The organism is Paenirhizobium naphthalenivorans, assembly GCF_007992095.1.
Classification (GTDB): domain Bacteria; phylum Pseudomonadota; class Alphaproteobacteria; order Rhizobiales; family Rhizobiaceae; genus Allorhizobium; species Allorhizobium naphthalenivorans.
Genome location: NZ_BJZP01000001.1, coordinates 80,765 through 98,115, shown reverse-complemented (window position 1 = coordinate 98,115; position 17,351 = coordinate 80,765). Strand labels below are relative to the sequence as shown.

Genomic DNA, 17,351 nt, shown 5'->3' with positions numbered 1-17,351 from the left:
GAAAAGGGAGAGCGCGACATGATTGACGAACTGGCGGCCGCATACGGGAACCGTTTTCTGGTTGCTGCGCTCGGCGTCAGCCTTGCGCTGCTGTGCCTGTTCATCGTTCTGTGGCTGCTGCGCAATCGCGCGCCGTCGCCCTTTGTCCGCGGCGGCCGCAATCGCCAGCCGCGCCTTCAGGTTCTCGATGCGGCGGCCGTCGATGCACGCCGGCGGCTGGTGCTTATCCGGCGTGACAATGTGGAGCATCTGGTGATGATCGGCGGACCGACCGACATCGTCATCGAAAGCGGCATCGGCGACGAGCGCACCTATCTGTCAGCGACGTCGGTCGGCCATGAGGAAAGCCCGGTGCCGGCCACGTCTCTGCCTCAGCCGCCGCTCACAGCCTCTGTCGTTTCCCCGGCCGCGGCCATAGCGGTCACGGCAGCGGCGAATACACCGCTGGCGACCGCCGCGCCGATCCAGCCGGCTGCCGTGGCAGCAACAACTGCCCCGCGCCACGCTCCTCAGTCACAGCCAGCCGCCAGCCCGGAGCCACGCAAAACCGAGGCGCCCAAACTGGAAGTGGCGGCGCCGGCCGCAGCAGGACCGGCGCCGGTCGCCCCGTCCGAGGCAGCCCGGACCGAGAGCGTCATGAGCGAGACCGCCAAGGCTGAGCCGCGCAAGGGTGAAACCGTCACGGTCGCAACACCTGTATCGCAGCCTGCCTACGAGGCCATGCTTCGGCCCGCAGCCGTCAGGCCGGTTGCAGAGCCCGCTCGACCAAGTCAGCCGTCGGTTGCCGTACCCCTTGCTGCCGCACCAGACATGAAGCTTACCCAGGCTCCGGTCGTCCCACCTCCGGCACCCACCACGCCAACGCAGCGCCAAATCGAGCCTTCCGCCCGTGTCGCCGCCTCGGCGGCAGTCACCCCACCGATTCCACCGTCCTCCACCACCAACCCAGGGATTGATGGCCCGGCCAAGCCCGCCTTCGAGCCAGACTCGCTTTCCGGCGATGCCGCCGACATTCTCGAAGCAGCCCGCCAGCGCGTTCTGCCGTCGACCTCACAGCCTGCTGCACGCATCGACGACCAGCCGGCCTCGCCACCATCGCCTTTGCCCGCGCCCCCGCGCGAACTGAGTGCTTTCGAGCGCGTGCTGGAGGAGGAAATGGCGCTGCATCTTGCCGCGAGCGACGCCGAGCCGAAGGCACCACCGCAATTCCAGCCGATTTTGCCCGAAACCCGTGCCACCCGTCCGGTCGTGCCGCCGATCAATGCGCCGGCCCGTAGCGACACGGCACGTCCGTCGCGCGCCTCCAGCGAAGACCCCGATTTGCAGGACGAGATTGCCCGGATCTTTGGCGAGATGTCAGCCGAACGGAACTAGGCCCTGCCGACAAAGTCGGTTCGCAAACCGGCGAAAGGACGATTGAGGCGAGAATAACAATCCCGTTCAGTCTCGGCTCGCCATTCCGGCGGCCAAGCCAGACTGCTTTTTGCCGACAAGGTGTATGCCGGCCGCTTGCTTCGCGCGGAACTGCTGATCCATGGAATCAGACCCGTCCTCCTCCGAAAACCCTATCGGAAAAGTCCGCCCGCTTATGGCGTCCGAGATTCCCTTGTTCCAGTTCATGAATTTCACGGCGGCTGCATACCGCTCCCCAAGCCGGTAAATTTTATATGCTATTGGTACTTCACCGAAGCCATTTCCCCTACGAAAGGCATTTCTGCAGTGGACATCCCCCGGATATTCAACGTCAGCGAAAGCGCTCACCGCATCCATAACCCGTTCACACCCGAGAAACTCGCCACTCTCGGCACAGCCTTGCGCCTGGAATCAGAAACCCGCGTGCTGGACCTCGGCAGCGGTTCAGGCGAAATGTTGTGTACTTGGGCACGCGATTACCAGATTAACGGCACCGGTATCGACCTGAGCCCGTTATTCACCGAGCAGGCGAAGCTACGCGCTGAAGAACTCGGGGTGACCGATCGAGTCGAGTTCATCCACGGCGACGCGGCCGGCTATGTGGCCGGCGAAAAGGTCGGTGTGGCAGCCTGTCTCGGCGCCACATGGATCGGCGGGGGAGTCGCCGGAACCATCGAGCTTTTAAAACAAAGCCTTCATACCGGGGGGATTATCCTTATCGGCGAGCCGTATTGGCTGCGCTTACCGTCCACGGAAGACGTTGCCAAGGGATGCCTTGCCGGTTCGATCTCCGACTTCCTCCTGCTTCCAGAACTTCTCGCGTCTTTCGGCACCCTCGGCTACGACGTTGTGGAAATGGTACTGGCGAACCAAGACGGGTGGGACAGGTACGAGGCGGCCAAGTGGCTCACAATGCGCCGGTGGCTCGATGCCAATCCCGACGACGATTTCGCGAAAGAGGTTAGAGATCAACTGACATCGGAACCCGAACGCTACGCCGCGTACACACGCGAATACCTAGGCTGGGGCGTGTTCGCGCTGATAGCGCGGTGATGGCAAGGCATCCGACGAGTTGCTAATGGCTGCACCGCGCAACAGATAATGTAACGCGTGGGGCCCTACCCTTCACGGCCGCGTCTATCCCGCGTCCGTCAAAGGACACCATCCCACGGCTGTTTCCTGCAAGGTGCAACATCGAATCAGACCGCGGCCGACGTAGACATCCACATTATCAATAGGACCTAAACAGGCACTGACGAAAATGCCGGCGTAAGCGGGCACTCATGGCTTTGTCGCAACAAGGCCAAAATCAATAGGAAGACAAACCCCTATTCGTCGCGATAGACCTTCTCGCGCCGCTCATGCCTTTCCTGGGCCTCGATAGACAGTGTCGCGATTGGACGTGCATCCAGACGTTTCAGGCCAATCGGCTCACCGGTTTCCTCGCAATAGCCGTAGGTACCTTCATCAATGCGCTGCAGCGCCGCGTCGATCTTGGAGATCAACTTACGCTGACGGTCACGGGCACGAAGCTCGATGGCACGGTCGGTTTCGGAGGAAGCCCGGTCTGCGAGATCGGGATGGTTCGCACTCTCTTCGGCGAGGTGCCCAAGGGTTTCACGCGCTTCCCGGAGGATGTCGTTCTTCCATGCGATAAGCTTGGCGCGAAAGTAAGCCTTCTGGCTCGCGTTCATGAACTCTTCGTCTTCCGAGAGAACATAATTGCTAAGATTGATCTTCTCACTCAACGCGATTCTCCTGAAGAACATCTCAATGGCCGGCTGTATATCCTTTCAATTACCCGCGTTCAAGCCTATTCGATGCCTTTTAAGGCATTTTTAAATCTGTCATATTTTTAGGCTAAGGGCATACAAATTCATCACTATTTTTCAAAGTTGCGGTGCGATTGCAGCGCGGCCCGCTCATGATCGAATGCGACTGTGGTCTAATCGGTTTGAACGGTAGTTGACGGGCATCCCCGACAAAAGCTAGTTCAGACCGTGAAAAGCCCACCTGCGGAATTTTCTCGAATGATCCAGCTCGCCTCGTCTCCCGAACGTCTATACCTCCTGAGGCACGCCAGATCCGGCTGGGCCACGCCCGGCGCACGTGATTTTGACAGAACATTGGATGAGGCCGGCCTTATCGAAGCCGATCAAGTTGCCGCGGAGGCCGCCGCACGAGGCTACCGCCCGACTCGCGTGCTCTCATCCTCGGCCGTGCGGTGCCGGCAAACGGCAGAGGCGATGAAGCGCGCGATCGATGGCGCGACCGAGTTCCGCTTCGTCGACGAACTCTACAACACACCAGCCGACAGCTATATCGACCTGCTCGAACGATCGGGAGATGTCGCCTCTGTCATGCTGGTCGGCCACAATCCAGCCATCGAGGAACTTTTCACCACGCTCGTCGGCATGGACGTCGTCAATCGAACCATTCCCGAAGGCTATCCGACCTCCGGCCTTGCTGTGCTGGACCAGGACGGCAACGGCGAAGGCTGGGTGCTGCGCGACTTCCTCGTCGGCTGAGCCCCCTCAGCGGCACCTTTCGCGCACCCGCGACGATCCGACAGCCTTGCGGTTCTTTTTCCTTGCCCATCCATTTCCTATATGTCGGGACGTACATCACGCAGGGACGAATGAATTGCCGCCATCCTTGACCAGCTTGACCGACGAGGCCGCAATCGCCCTCGACAATCTCGCCGACCGCGCTGCGAACCTCGTCAATCCGACGATCCGCCTCGGCGTCACCGGCCTGTCGCGCGCCGGCAAGACGGTGTTCATCTCCTCGCTGGTTCACAACCTCCTGCATGGCGGTCGACTGCCGCTGTTCGAGCCGATGCGCTCGGGCCGCATCACCGCCACGCGCCTTGAGGAACAGCCGGACGATGCCGTGCCGCGCTTCCAGTACGAAGACCACATCCGTGCGCTCGTGCGCGAGCGGGTCTGGCCGGATTCGACCCGCGCCATCTCGGAACTACGGCTCACCATCGAATACAGGAGCGCCAGCGGCTGGAACCGCATGTTCTCGCCCGGTCGCCTGTCAATCGACATCGTCGACTATCCCGGCGAGTGGCTGCTCGACCTGCCCCTACTCGGCCAGGATTTCCGCCAGTTCAGCGAGGCGACGAGCGAACTGGCCCGGACCGGCATCCGGGCCGAACTCGCGTCCGACTGGCTTGATCTTTGCGCTGCAATCGACATGAACGCGCCGGCCGACGAAATGGTGGCGCGGCAATTGGCCAACGCCTTTACCACCTATCTGCGCGCCTGCAAGGCCGACGAACGCTCGCTTTCAACGCTGCCGCCCGGCCGGTTCCTGATGCCCGGCGATCTCGAAGGTTCGCCGGCGTTGACCTTTGCGCCGCTCGTCGGTCTGCCGCCGACGCGCGCGCCCAAGGGCTCACTGCGTGCCATGATGGAGCGTCGCTACGAGGCGTACAAAACGGTCGTGGTGAAGCCCTTTTTCCGCGAACACTTCGCCCGGCTGGATCGGCAGATCGTTCTGGTCGACACACTCCAGGCGATCAATCGTGGGCCAGAGGCTGTGCAGGACCTGGAACGGGCGCTCGCCGACGTTCTCGCCTGCTTTCGCGCCGGCTCCAGCAACATGCTCTCGTCGCTCGTGCGCCGGCGCATCGATCGTGTCCTGGTCGCCGCCACCAAAGCCGATCACCTGCACCACGAAAGCCACGACCGACTGCAGGCAATCACCCGGCGGCTGGTTGATCGCGCCATCCACACGATCGGCATGTCAGGGGCCGGCATAGACGTGATGGCCATCGCCTCCGTCCGGGCGACCCGCGAGGCGACAGTCAGGCGCGACGGCCACGACCTGCCGGTGATCGTCGGCACCCCGATGGAGGGAGAAAAGGTCGCAGCCGAGCGGTTCGATGGCAAGCGGAAGACCGCTGTCTTCCCCGGAGACTTGCCGGAAGACCCGGCCGCTTTCTTCCGCTCGATCGACGAACGTTCGGACCATCTCGACCTTCCCGATCTCGACATCGTCCGCTTCCGGCCTCCGCTGATCGAGGAGACAGCGGACGGGGTCACGCTATCCGTACCGCATATCCGCCTCGACCGGGTCATGCAGTTCCTGTTCGGAGACCGCCTCGCATGAAACGACCACCTCTTTCACCTCAGACCCCGGGCCGCCGCCCCGCTGCCTTCGCCGTCGAGCCCGACGAACCAATGCGCCAGAAGACCGCAGCTCCGCGCGCGCCGCAGAGCTTCGACGACGGTGTCGAGATCGTGCCGGACGCGGCCGATCCCTTCCTTGGCGAGGATCTCCAGTCACTCGACCCCGTCGCCGTGGCAAAACCCCGCCGTCGCGGCCTGTCGCTGGGCAAGATCGCCGCTGGGGCCTTCAGCCTTCTGGTCTCCCTGGCGATCGGGCTGTGGCTCGACGGGCTGATCCGCGATCTGTTCACCCGCGCTGACTGGCTCGGCTACACGGCAGTGACCCTGCTTGCCGTCGGCCTTCTTGCGCTGTTCTCGCTGCTCGCGCGCGAAATGATCGGCCTGTACCGGCTGGAGGCTGTGCAGACCCTCAAGGCGGAAGCAGAAAAGGCAGCCGCCGAAGGCCGCAAGCCCGAAGCTCGGGCGGTCGTGAGACAGCTCGCGCGGCTTGTATCGGCACGTCCGGAAACGACCCGAGGTCGGGCGACGCTCGAGGCGAGCCAGGAGGACATCATCGATGCGCCGCAGTTGATCGAACTGGCGGAGCGCGAACTTCTGGCCCCTCTCGATATCAGGGCGCGCGCCCTCATCATCGGCGCATCGAAGCGCGTCTCGGTGGTCACGGCCGTCAGCCCGCGCGCCATTGTCGATCTCGCCTACGTTCTCTTTGAGGTCTTCCGTCTGGTGCGCGGCATGGCCGAACTTTATGGCGGCCGCCCCGGCACGGTCGGCATGCTGCGGCTGATGCGCGACGTCATCACCCATCTCGCCGTCACTGGGTCTATAGCTGTCGGTGACGGCCTGGCGCAGCAGATCCTCGGACATGGACTGGCCTCGCGGCTCTCGGCACGACTGGGTGAAGGCGTGATCAACGGCCTGATGACGGCACGCATTGGCATAGCTGCCATGGACCTATGCCGGCCGCTGCCGTTCCGGGCCGTGAAGCGCCCAGGCATCGGCGATTTCGTCTCCGACCTTACGCCGAGCATCACCGGGAAATCCGCCTGAACCGGACACAAGGCCAAGTCTGGCTCCTTTGCCGATTTCCCGTTGCCCGCGCCCCCGTTTGCGGCTAGGGCAAGGATACATTAACCATTCTCGGGTTAGTCTGACTGTGGGTTTATTGGTTGCTCGTACCAAGGTATGTCGATGTCGCCTCGTTTTTTCTCGTCAATCGGCCGCACTGCCGTCTTGTCCGTTGCCGCAATCATTGCCTTGGCACCGGTTGCCGATGCCGCGTCTCGTGATAAACGTTTTTTCGAATCCGTCGCCGGTGTCTGGAAGGGCCCCGGCGAGATTGTCGCTGGCAAATACAAGGGCACAAAGTTCAGCTGTAGCCTGACGGGCCTACCCGCCGATGGAAAGCTGGCGGGGCTGACGCTCGACGGCACCTGTCGCGTCGGCGTCTTTTCTCAGCCGATGAAGGCAACGATCGCCGAGGTCGATGGCAAATACCAAGGGCAGTTCCTCGACGGCGCCGACGGCAAGGGTATGGACATCGTTTCCGGCGCAGTAACCGGCGACCGCGTCGTGATGGGCATCAACCGCAACAAGCTGAACGGCGCCATGGTCGCCCGCCTGCAAAACGACAGCGCTATGAACATCACGATCTCGGTCAAGGTTGAAGACCGCCTGATCCCGGTGATCGGGCTGAAGCTGAACCGCCAGGCCGACGCCTACGCCACCACCGTCAAAGACTGATCAGGCGTATACAGACTACCCCGCCCAAGACCAGACAACACAGTCTTCAACCGCGCCACCAGGCGCGGTTTTCGTTTGCCACGACGATACCGCCGGCATCGACCTCGGCGAGCCAGTCCACGACCGCCCTGCCCTTGACCTTCATGTCGGGGGCAATATCGGCAAGCGGCATCAGCACGAAGGCTCGCTCTGTCATGCGCGGATGCGGAACCGTCAAGGTCTCTGCGTCGATCGACAAGCCGTCGAAGGTCAAGACATCGATGTCAATCGTCCGCGGCCCCCAACGCTCGTTCCTCACCCTCTTCATATCGCGCTCGATGTCGAGGCAGGTCTCCAGAAGCCGCACCGGCTGAAGCCTTGTCTCAATCAGGGCGCAGGCATTGTAGAAATCGGCCTGATCGGTCTTGCCCCAAGGGGGCGTACGATAGAGGGCCGATACGGCTGTCACGCGGCAATCGTCGCGCGCATCGAGCCGGCGCAAGGCGAGAGCCATCGCCGCAACAGGATCGCCAATATTGCCACCGAGGCCGAGGGTCGCTGCACGCCAATCAGTTGAAATGTTCAACACTCACCTGCACATAATCGAGGATACCCGGAACCGGCGCGCTCGGCTTGCGCACGGTGATCTTGGCCCGGCGGATCTGGGCGAAGCGCTGGCAAAGCTCCCTGGCGATCGCCAGGGCCAGCGCCTCGATCAGCAGACGCCGGCTGTTCGTCACCACATCCTCGATCACCTTGAAGGCGATGCCGTAATCGACGGTGCCGTCGAGGTCATCGTTGTCGAGCGTATCACCGGCCAGCACATCGAATTCGGCATCGATGAAAAAGCGCTGGCCGAGAAACTCCTCCTCGGGATAGACTCCATGCCGGGCGAAGAACGCGCAGTTCTTCAGGGTGATCGTGTAGACCTCAGTCATCGTGGCTGTCCTTTGCCCGCTTCTCGTTCAGCCGCCATCATAGCATCGGCGATCGCCAGCGCATCGCGGTTGATCGCGACATTGTGCACCCGAAAAACCGAAGCGCCCTTCATTCGCAACAGAACGGTCGTGGCCGCCGTGGCGGCATCCCGTTCACTGGCAGCCTTTCCGGTCAACGTACCAAGGAAGCGCTTGCGCGACGTGCCGACCAACAGCGGATAACCGAGCGCCAGCAGCTCGTCAAAGCGGGCCATAAGCGCCATATTCTCCCCGACCGTTTCCTTGGCAAACCCGAAGCCCGGGTCCAACATGATCGCCTCGCGCGCCACATGCGCCTCGGTGGCGATCGCCAGCGACCGCCCAAGGTAATCGAACTGATCCGCGACGACGTCGGCCAATCGGTCGCGTTCCCGCCCTGTATGCATGACACACAGCCCCGCATCAGTCTTTGCCGCGATCTCCGCGATCTCCGGCTCCCTCTGCAATCCGTAGACATCATTGACGATGTGGGCACCGGCGGCGATTGCCGCTCGGGCCGTTTCGGCGCGGTAGGTGTCGATCGACATCAGCGCATCGGTCTCACGCGCCAGCCTTTCGATCACCGGTAGGACGCGATCCTGTTCCTCGCCGGCGCTGATCGGCAGAGCACCCGGCCGCGTCGATTCACCGCCTATATCGAGGATGTCAGCCCCCTCGGCGAGACAGGAGAGCGCATGCTCCACCGCCTTGTCGACGCTAAAATGCTGCCCGCCGTCGGAAAAGGAATCGGGCGTGACATTGACGATCGCCATCAACCGCCCCTTTTCCGCCAGGGCAATGCCGCGCCCGTGGGCCGCGCGCCAGTATCCGCTCGTCTCGGTGGTCACCGCGCATTCCTTTCTGGCGAAAAATTAGCAGTGCTGATATTGCACTCCCAGAGCCTATGCCCCAAGGTCGCGGCGAATTCAACATTGCGGATACCGAGAATGACGACTGGACGCCGGCTGGGCATTCTTGCAGCCACCGCGGCTTTTTTCCTGACCCAACCTGGTCTGGGCGGCGCTGAAACGATCGTTCGGAAATCCATTTCCTACTTCCAGATCGGCGGCACTACCGCAGAGGATCTTGATCGAGAACTCGCGCGGCGCGGACCGTCGACCCAGGCGACCGGGTCCCGACACCCGGGCGCCACCCAGATCAAGTTCGGCGGGGAATTGTCCTATGTGCGATCCGGCGGGCGTTGCCGCGTCGGCGAAATCAAGGTGACGCTCAACACCCGGATCATCCTGCCCTCATGGAAGAACCGCAAGAGGGCCAAAGGCGACCTGGCACTCATCTGGGACGCCCTGTCGGGCGACATCAAGCGCCATGAGGAACGGCATGCGGAAATCTCACGCCAGTATGCCAAGAAGCTCGAGAGCGCCTTGAAGGCGCTGCGGCCGCAGAAAAACTGCGAGACCATGCAGGCAAAAGTCGCCGATGCGACGGCAAAGGTTATCGAAACCCACGACAAGGCCCAGATGGATTTCGACCGAGTCGAAGCCGTCAATTTCGAGAACCGGATGATTCGCATTCTCGAATACCGCGCTAAGCGCAACACCCCTAAAAATTGACGTAATTCCGCCCCGCCGTGAGGTAGAAATGTCGCGAAACTTGCACAAAACTTGTGCGCAAGCTTGCGAATAACCATCTATTTCTGGGTGTTGTACTTGATTGAATTCTGAAATACGAATCTCATCAGTTTCAATCGTTCAAGTTTACCGGGTTCCCGAGTTCTCCCTGGCGCATACAGGTGCCACAGGTGTTCCCTCCCTCGCCTGATTATGGCGATGCGCCCTCCTGCCTCGCTCCTCGCCCGTCGAAGAGCGAGGCTTTTTTTTGTCGTGGAGGGCTTTCAGCCTTGGCGTTCAGGAACGCGCACAACCAAACCGTCGAGCGCCGCGGTCATCTTGATCTGGCAGGAAAGCCGGGAATTTGGCTGCACATCGACGGCGAAGTCGAGCATGTCCTCTTCCATCGCCGCAGGCGCTCCCACCTTCTCGGTCCAAGCCTCGTCGACATAGACATGACAGGTGGCACAGGCACAGGCACCGCCGCATTCGGCTTCGATGCCCGGAACGGAATTGCGCACGGCATTTTCCATGACCGTGGATCCTTCTTGGGCGGCGATGTCGAAATGCGTGCCGTCGAAAGCTATAATGGTGAGTTGTGCCATGATGTATTGTCCAGACTTCGCCGATTGCAAAAACGGCGAAGTCATCACTCAAAACGGCTGGGCAGTCAACATTGCATTGGCCGAATTGCCCGCCGTAAAGCGCCTTTGAACGGCAAGGCGCCGCGACGAGGAGCATCAGCGGCAGAGCTTGAGAATGAAGTTCTCGACCTCGATTACCCGCGCGGCCACCATGGCGATCCGACCGGCATCCGGCCCCTCACGCTCGACCGCTTCGGCAGCGGCTTGCACCGTATGGGCGCCGACCGCATCGGCGGCATTCTTCAGACGCCCGGCGATCACGATCCGCGCCGCACTATCGTTCTCACTGGCCAGAGCTTGGAGGCAATTGCGGGCCTGCCGTGCGAATATCTGCAGGATCTCCAGCTCCACAGCCTTGTCACCCTTGGTCTTGGTCGCCAGATGGACCAGATCGATCGGACGCGCCTGCGAGGGGCAACGTCCGACGTTGTTTTCAGGCGCTTCGAATGCGATATTGAGTGCTGCCATGGGCCGATTTCCTTCTTATGAGTTTTCTTGGTCCCGGCACTTTCGGCTGAACAAGGTCGATATGCGGTTAAATCCGCAGCCGCCAGCCGGCAAAATATTACTTCATGGTTAACGCCACCTAAAAGGCCGAACCATATGGTTTTTCAGCCGCTAATTTAGTTTAAATGCTGTTAACAATCACGGCATGGCGTTAGGAATGGCGCCCCCGCTTAATTGTCTAGGCTTTCTGAATGTGTCACTACGATACGACGATATGGGTGAAGGGTGGAGACCTTTGCCCTTAGGCCGGATGATGATAGGAAACACTCATCGCGCTCTTTATAGGGAGCATGTCCGGCTATGATCCCGAAGGGATTCATCTGGCGTGGCGGCAGGATGGCTCCCCCGTGAAACTGTTTTGCCGCGTGCCCCGTCGTCAGCGACCGGGCTAACGGTCAAGGCGGCCCAACAGACTTGGTAACGAGGCGTAACCCTATGGCGAACAACAAGACGGTCGAGTCGATTGACGACAGCGCGTTCCAGGCGCTCGAAGCGGCGCTGAGGATCGATTTCGACGAAGAGGAGACGCCGGTCGGCAAAGGCCGGCAGGCGTCAGACGCAGCGGAGGCTAAAGTGTCCGAGTCAAGCAACCAGCGCCCCGCCACGCCCAAGAAGGCGCCTGAACGCCGCGCCGCTCGCGGCGCCGAGCTAGCACCGGAAATGGCGCCCAAGGCTCCCGCCTTTGCCCCGGCCAACGACACCTCTCGCCGCAGCCCGGCCGCGATCATGCGCACGCTTGAAGGCGCCTCCATGCGCGGCGCCATGCGCAACGCCGCCATCGTCTCGGCGCTCTGGGTCTTCGGAGCCCTGGGCCTCAGCCAGGTCCTCTATGGCACGGCGATCTGGCAGGCACCAAGTGTCGCCGATGTGGTCGCCATGCCTGGCGTCGTGGCTATCTTTGTCGGCACGATCATCCCCGTCATGCTGTTTTTCGCCTTCGCCATCATGATGGCCCGCGCCCATGACCTGCGTAATGCGGCACGCTCGATGGCGGAAGTGGCACTGCGGCTGGCGGAACCAGAGACGATCGCCTCTGAGCGCATCATGACCGTGGGCCAGGCTGTGCGCCGCGAAGTCTCGGCGATGAACGAAGGCATCGAGCGCACCATTGCACGCGCCACCGAACTCGAGACCCTGGTCCATTCCGAAGTGACCGCGCTCGAGCGCAGCTATTCCGACAACGAACTGCGTGTGCGCGGCCTCGTCCATGAACTGGGCTCGGAGCGCGACGCGATCGTCAATCATGCAGAGCGCATACGCAGCTCCATCGTTGGCGCGCATGAACAACTCAAGGAAGAATTGTCTCTGGCGACCGAGGAAATCGCGGTTCGCCTTGCAACGTCGGGCGAAGCCTTCGCCTCGCTGATCGACACCCGCGCCGCCGCCCTGATGGAAAAGTCGGATGCCGCCGCCACATCAATCGGCAGTCTGCTTTCGAGTAAGACCGAAAACCTCATCCAGACGCTGAGCGCGTCCGGCATCTCGCTTGCCAGCGAGTTCGACACGCGCCTGCAGCAACTGACCGGTACCATGCAGCAGCGCGGCCGAGAACTGCTCGGCGAGTTCGAGACCCGCGCCTCGACGCTCGACGCCAATACGGAAAAGCTCAACAACGCGCTCAGCGAACGCGCCCGCCAGCTCAACGAGACGCTGGCCGAGCGCACCCGCGAATTGGCGGATCGCCTGACGAGCGGCGAACAGGGCATCACCAGCTCGCTCGACAGCGTGCTTGCCAAGCTCAACACCACGCTTGATGACAAGGGCGCGGCCTTCCGCCAGAGCCTGCAATCGAGCGCCGACGATGCGATCGTTGATCTCGACTTGCGCTCTGGTCTGTTCGAGGATCGCCTGCAGGCGACGATTGGCCAGGTCAACGCCGCCTTCGACGAACGCGTTGCAGAGTTCGCCAGCGCGTTTGACCAACGTGCCGGTTCCCTCGACAGCAAGCTCATGGAGAGCCTCTCCCGCATCAATGAGACCGTCACCGGCGGTTCGGAAGCGATCGACGGCATCCTCAATTCCAGCATCGAGCGCCTCGGCTCGACCCTGACCGACCAGACCTTCGCCCTGGCCACCGCGGTCGGCACGGGCCAGGAGCTGATCGACGATTCCCTGTCCACCCGTGCCCAAGAGATCGCCGACGCGATGGCGGCACGCGCCGAGTCGCTCAGCAAGAGCCTCGAAGACGCCCATAAGCGTATCGACGCGGTCATGGAAGAGCGCGGCGGCGCGCTCTATTCGGCGCTGACTGACAACCAGTCGCGCTTCGACGAAACGCTGGCGGCACGCGCTGAAACCATCGTCAGCGCGCTGTCGGGCAATCAGGAGCGCTTTGCCGAAGCCCTAGACACCAAAAGCCGCGAGATCGCTGATACTCTGGCCGATGGCCAGAGGCGCCTCGACGAGGCGCTCGAAGGCCGAGCCTCGTCCATCATCGAATCTGTATCGGGTACAGAGAACCGCCTCGCCGATATTCTCGACAGCAGAAACCAGGCCATCGCTTCGACGCTCGCCGAGGGGCAGAAGCGCATCGACGAGACGCTCGAAGGCCGTGCTTCATCCATCATCGAATCCGTATCGGGTACAGAGAACCGCCTTGCCGATGTTCTCGACGGGCGCAACCAAGCCATTGCATCGACACTCGCCGAAGGCCAGAAGCGCATCAGCGAGACGCTCGATAACCGCGCATCGTCCATCATCGAGGCCGTGTCGGGGACGGAAAACCGCCTCGCCGATGTTCTCGACAGCAGAAACCGGGCCATCGCTTCGACGCTCGGCGAGGGTCAGAAGCGCATCGACGAGACGCTTGAGAGCCGAGCATCCTCCATCATCGAAGCCGTATCGGGCACCGAAAACCGCCTCGCCGATGTTCTCGACAGCAGAAACCAGGCCATCGCTTCGACGCTCGCCGAAGGTCAGCAGCGTCTCGACGAAACGCTTGAGAACCGCGCGTCGACGATTGTCGAAACCATCGGCGGCACCGAACGCCGCCTCGCCGAGGCCCTCGACCGGCGCGCCGCGACGATCATCGACACGGTTGCCGACGCTGACAAACGCATCGAGGCCACCTTTGCCGACAAGGCGGAGGCAATCCGCAGCGCCTACAACGAAAATCAGGACCGGCTCGATCTGTCGCTGGCAGGGCACGCCAGCTATCTGGCTTCGACGCTGGAACAGGCTGGAGAACAGCTGGAGAAGACCCTTGGGGACGGTTCCGGACGTATCGGCTCGACCCTCGCCTCCGGGCTGACCGACATCGACGGCAAACTCTCCGACACGCATGAACGGATCCGCGCGACGCTTGAAGAACGCAGCAATGCGATCGACCTAACGCTGCGCGCCGCTCACAGCCAGCTCGACACCACACTCGCCGAACAGGCCGCAGCAGTCGGTGCCTCGATCGCCGCCAGCACAGGCATGCTGGAAATGACCCTGGAGGAGCGCGAGGAAGCGCTTCGCCGCGCCATTGACGAAAGTGGCAGGGCACTCGATGAGCGCCTGCGCGGCACAGCCGGCGCACTGGCCGGCCAACTCGGGGAAGCAGCGAACGAGATCACCCTGACCGCCGAAGACTTCTCTGGTCGGATCGAACATTCGGTCGGCGGCATGTCCGCTCGGCTTGACGATACCAGCAGCCGCATCGAAACCAGTCTCGAAACCCTGGAGGAGCGGATCAAGAACGGGCTCGACGGCGTCGACACCCGTATCGGCGATGCCGGTGAAAAATTCGCCAACCGCCTTTCGGAGAAGGTCACCGATCTGGAGCGGGTTGGCGGCGAGGCCGCCGAGAGGGTATCCCGCGTGCTCGAAGACGGCACAGCCAAGGTGTCCGAGACCTTCGACAGCCGCACCGCGCAGATCGATGAACGCCTGTCGACCATGGACCGCGCTCTCAATCTCGGCCTCGACAATGTCAACCGCACGATCGAGGGCAAGGCCGCGGGTCTCGCCAACGCCCTGCGCGGCGCTGTGGCGGATGCCACCCGCGAACTGGACGGCGAAGCGCAGCGTTCCGTTGAGCTCCTCAGCCAGACCAGCGCGCAATTTGCCGAACGGATCGGCGAGCGTAGCGCCGAACTGAGCCGCACGGTCGAGGAAAAGTCAGAAGATCTCGCCAACCGTATTTCCGAAACCCAGAACCGCCTCGCCGGTCAGGCGGCCGCTGTCGCGCAGACATTCTCCCAAGCCGGTGAGGTCATCGCCAACAAGGTCGCCGAGGCCGAATCTCTGGTGGGTAGCCAGATCTCGGCCCTGTCCGGCACGCTGTCGGACGCCGGTACGACGCTCGAAGCCCGGGCCGCAGCGATCCGTCAGCAACTCTCCGGCAATACGGAAGAAATCGCCGCCACCATGGATGCGGTGGAAAAAGCTCTCGAGGCACGCGGCAACACGATCCGCACGGTGCTCGACGAGCGGACCCGCGAACTCAACTCGATGCTCGCCTCGCGTTCGTCGGAACTGTCGCGCCTGATCGACGAGAAGGCTGCGCCACTCATCGCCGACTATGCCGAAACGGGTCGCGCCGCCGCCGAGCGGATCGCCGAGGCAGCAGCACTGAGCGCTGAACGCCTGCGTGCGGAAAACAATGCCATCGTCGACGCGATCGGCAGCCGAGCCGACAGGGCGGCCGAGACGATCAGTGCCGCCGAGGTCAGCTTGACCGAAAGCGCAGGCCGCCTGATTGAGCGACTGGGCGAAAGCAATTCGGGCCTCGGCTCAATGATCGAACAGGTCGCCGCCAATATTGCCGCCGCCGACGGTCAGCTCAACCAGACCACCGAACGCTTTGCTGAAACCACGTCGAAGGCTGCCGACCTCTTGCAGACCTCCGGTCGTCTGCTTGATGGAAAGCTCGAGCGGCTGTCCGCCGTGTCTGGCGAAACCCTGTCACAGGTCACCTCGATCGTCGGCCGTTTCGGCGACCATTCAAAGGTGCTAAGCCAGGCCTCGGAGCTTCTGTCCGCCGCCCAGTCGAACCTCGTCGGCACGCTTGAAGAGCGTCAACAGGCGCTGCGCGATCTCGCTGTTGGCTTGGTCAAACGCTCGGAAGAAATCGAGACGACGATGCAGAACCTCGGCAACATGGTCGACAGCGCCTTCGAGCGCGCCGAACAGCGGTCGGGACAAGTCGCCGGCAACCTGCGCCAGAGCATCCAGACGTCGTTTGCCGATATCGGCAAGATCCTGTCAGAAACCGAGAAGCAGGCGCTCTCGACCGCCGGCAACATGCGCGGTGCGCTCATGTCGGCTGGAGAAGACGCCAACCGCTCGATCGAGAAAACCCTGTCCGAAGCCGAGAAGCGCTCCGCCGATCTTGCCGATCGCCTGCGTGGCGGCCTGACCGCATCCCTGTCCGACGTTGACAAGCTGCTCGGCGAGGCCGGCCGCAAGTCCGATGGCGCGGCGACACACCTGCGCGAAGCCATGCGCCAGGCGGTCGAGGAATCCGTCAGCCGCTTTGCCGGCGCCACCGACGAGATTCGCCGCTCGGCCCAGGACATCCGCAAGGAACTGGACATGACGCGCAGCGAACTGAAGCGCGGCGCGTTCGATCTTCCGGAAGAGGCGAAGGAAAGTGCGTCCGCCATGCGCCGGGCCGTGTCCGAGCAGATCAAGGCTTTGCAGGACATTTCGCAGCTCGTCGGCCGCTCGACCCAGGCACTGGAAATCTCCGAGCCGGTCGCTCGCAAGCTCGCAGAGGCAAAGCCCGTCGAAACACCGAGAAAGGCACCGGCGGCACCGGTCGCCCAACAGCCCGCACCGGCTCCGGCGCGGGCACCTGCGTCTGCGCCCGCCCCTGTCGCCGCACCTGTTCCAGCTCCGGCACGTCCGATCGAAACGCTCGGTCTGCGCGGCAGCTTGAACCCGACGCCGACCGCCGCGCCTGCAACTGGCGCCCCATCCGGTGGCTGGATCAGCGATCTTCTCCGTGGCGCCTCGCGAGATGAGCAGGAAGAGCGGACAACCGCGCCGGCACCGCGTGCTGCGGCACAGCGTCCGGCCGCAGAGACACAGCCGGCGCCGCGCCAGACCGACAACCGCAATCCGCGTCATATGGTCGAATCGCTGAACTCACTGTCGGTCGATATCGCCCGCGCCATCGACCACGATGCCTCGGTCGATCTGTGGCGGCGCTATCAGCGCGGCGAGCGCGACGTCTTCACCCGTCGCCTCTACACGCTGAAGGGCCAGCAGACCTTCGACGAAATCAAGCGCAAGTATGACCGCGAGCCGGAATTCCGCGTCGCCGTCGACCGTTATATCGCCGATTTCGAAAAGCTGCTGGGTGACGTCGCCCGCACCGACCGCGACAAGACGGTGACCCAGTCTTACCTGACCTCGGATACCGGCAAGGTCTATACCATGCTGGCCCATGCGGCAGGCCGCTTCAGCTGATCAAGC

The 17,351-nt window shown here is 62.6% G+C and carries 14 protein-coding genes; 8 read left to right on the top strand and 6 right to left on the bottom strand.

The features are described from left to right. The first annotated feature begins 18 nt into the window (after window positions 1-18). Both RNA01_RS23980 and RNA01_RS00445 read left to right on the top strand, forming a co-directional pair. Window positions 19-1,374 carry a flagellar biosynthetic protein FliO gene (locus RNA01_RS23980; RefSeq protein ID WP_235916326.1) on the top strand — a complete coding sequence of 452 codons (1,356 nt, stop codon included), beginning with the start codon at window positions 19-21 and terminating at the stop codon, window positions 1,372-1,374. Window positions 1,375-1,719: 345 nt separating this feature from the next. Next, window positions 1,720-2,466 carry an SAM-dependent methyltransferase gene (locus tag RNA01_RS00445; protein WP_147177831.1) on the top strand — a complete coding sequence of 249 codons (747 nt, stop codon included), beginning with the start codon at window positions 1,720-1,722 and terminating at the stop codon, window positions 2,464-2,466. A gap of 275 nt (window positions 2,467-2,741) precedes the next feature. Here RNA01_RS00445 and dksA read toward each other — a convergent pair whose 3' ends face one another. Next, the gene (gene dksA / locus RNA01_RS00440; RefSeq protein ID WP_147177829.1) at window positions 2,742-3,161 is read right to left on the bottom strand and encodes an RNA polymerase-binding protein DksA; all 420 of its coding nucleotides are present in this window, start codon (window positions 3,159-3,161) and stop codon (window positions 2,742-2,744) included. Window positions 3,162-3,443: 282 nt separating this feature from the next. On the opposite strand from dksA, the gene RNA01_RS00435 reads away from it, so the two are divergent. The 4 genes from RNA01_RS00435 to RNA01_RS00420 all read left to right on the top strand — a co-directional run bounded on the left by RNA01_RS00435 (window position 3,444) and on the right by RNA01_RS00420 (window position 7,292). Continuing rightward, window positions 3,444-3,941 carry a SixA phosphatase family protein gene (locus tag RNA01_RS00435; RefSeq protein WP_147177827.1) on the top strand — a complete coding sequence of 166 codons (498 nt, stop codon included), beginning with the start codon at window positions 3,444-3,446 and terminating at the stop codon, window positions 3,939-3,941. Window positions 3,942-4,056: 115 nt separating this feature from the next. Next, window positions 4,057-5,532, top strand: coding sequence for a YcjX family GTP-binding protein (locus tag RNA01_RS00430; protein ID WP_147177825.1), 1,476 nt, complete (start codon window positions 4,057-4,059; stop codon window positions 5,530-5,532). Further along, window positions 5,529-6,599 carry a YcjF family protein gene (locus RNA01_RS00425; RefSeq protein WP_147177823.1) on the top strand — a complete coding sequence of 357 codons (1,071 nt, stop codon included), beginning with the start codon at window positions 5,529-5,531 and terminating at the stop codon, window positions 6,597-6,599. The genes RNA01_RS00430 and RNA01_RS00425 overlap by 4 nt, the downstream gene beginning before the upstream one ends. Before the next feature lie 141 nt (window positions 6,600-6,740). After that, window positions 6,741-7,292: a hypothetical protein gene (locus tag RNA01_RS00420; RefSeq protein WP_147177821.1), complete on the top strand. Its 552-nt coding sequence runs from the start codon at window positions 6,741-6,743 to the stop codon at window positions 7,290-7,292. Between the two features lie 46 nt (window positions 7,293-7,338). Here the strand turns inward: RNA01_RS00420 and folK are convergent, their stop codons facing one another. Genes folK through folP form a run of 3 tightly spaced genes read right to left on the bottom strand, consistent with a single transcriptional unit; the run spans window position 7,339 to window position 9,075 of the window. Then, window positions 7,339-7,857: a 2-amino-4-hydroxy-6-hydroxymethyldihydropteridine diphosphokinase gene (folK, locus tag RNA01_RS00415; RefSeq protein ID WP_147177819.1), complete on the bottom strand. Its 519-nt coding sequence runs from the start codon at window positions 7,855-7,857 to the stop codon at window positions 7,339-7,341. Next, complete coding sequence (gene folB / locus RNA01_RS00410; RefSeq protein ID WP_147177817.1) at window positions 7,841-8,209, bottom strand: dihydroneopterin aldolase; 369 nt, start codon at window positions 8,207-8,209, stop codon at window positions 7,841-7,843. Before folB ends, folK begins: the two co-directional genes overlap by 17 nt. Continuing rightward, window positions 8,206-9,075 carry a dihydropteroate synthase gene (folP, locus tag RNA01_RS00405; protein WP_235916324.1) on the bottom strand — a complete coding sequence of 290 codons (870 nt, stop codon included), beginning with the start codon at window positions 9,073-9,075 and terminating at the stop codon, window positions 8,206-8,208. Before folP ends, folB begins: the two co-directional genes overlap by 4 nt. Before the next feature lie 99 nt (window positions 9,076-9,174). On the opposite strand from folP, the gene RNA01_RS00400 reads away from it, so the two are divergent. Then, window positions 9,175-9,801, top strand: coding sequence for a DUF922 domain-containing Zn-dependent protease (locus RNA01_RS00400; RefSeq protein ID WP_147177815.1), 627 nt, complete (start codon window positions 9,175-9,177; stop codon window positions 9,799-9,801). Between the two features lie 281 nt (window positions 9,802-10,082). On the opposite strand, the gene RNA01_RS00395 is transcribed toward RNA01_RS00400, so the two are convergent. After that, entirely contained in the window at window positions 10,083-10,403 is a 321-nt protein-coding gene (locus tag RNA01_RS00395) for a 2Fe-2S iron-sulfur cluster-binding protein (protein WP_147177813.1), read from the bottom strand. A gap of 135 nt (window positions 10,404-10,538) precedes the next feature. Continuing rightward, complete coding sequence (locus tag RNA01_RS00390; protein WP_147177811.1) at window positions 10,539-10,910, bottom strand: Hpt domain-containing protein; 372 nt, start codon at window positions 10,908-10,910, stop codon at window positions 10,539-10,541. A 474-nt stretch (window positions 10,911-11,384) separates the two neighbouring features. On the opposite strand from RNA01_RS00390, the gene RNA01_RS00385 reads away from it, so the two are divergent. Next, window positions 11,385-17,345: an apolipoprotein A-IV repeat region-like domain-containing protein gene (locus tag RNA01_RS00385; protein ID WP_147177809.1), complete on the top strand. Its 5,961-nt coding sequence runs from the start codon at window positions 11,385-11,387 to the stop codon at window positions 17,343-17,345. The last annotated feature ends 6 nt before the right edge of the window (window positions 17,346-17,351 follow it).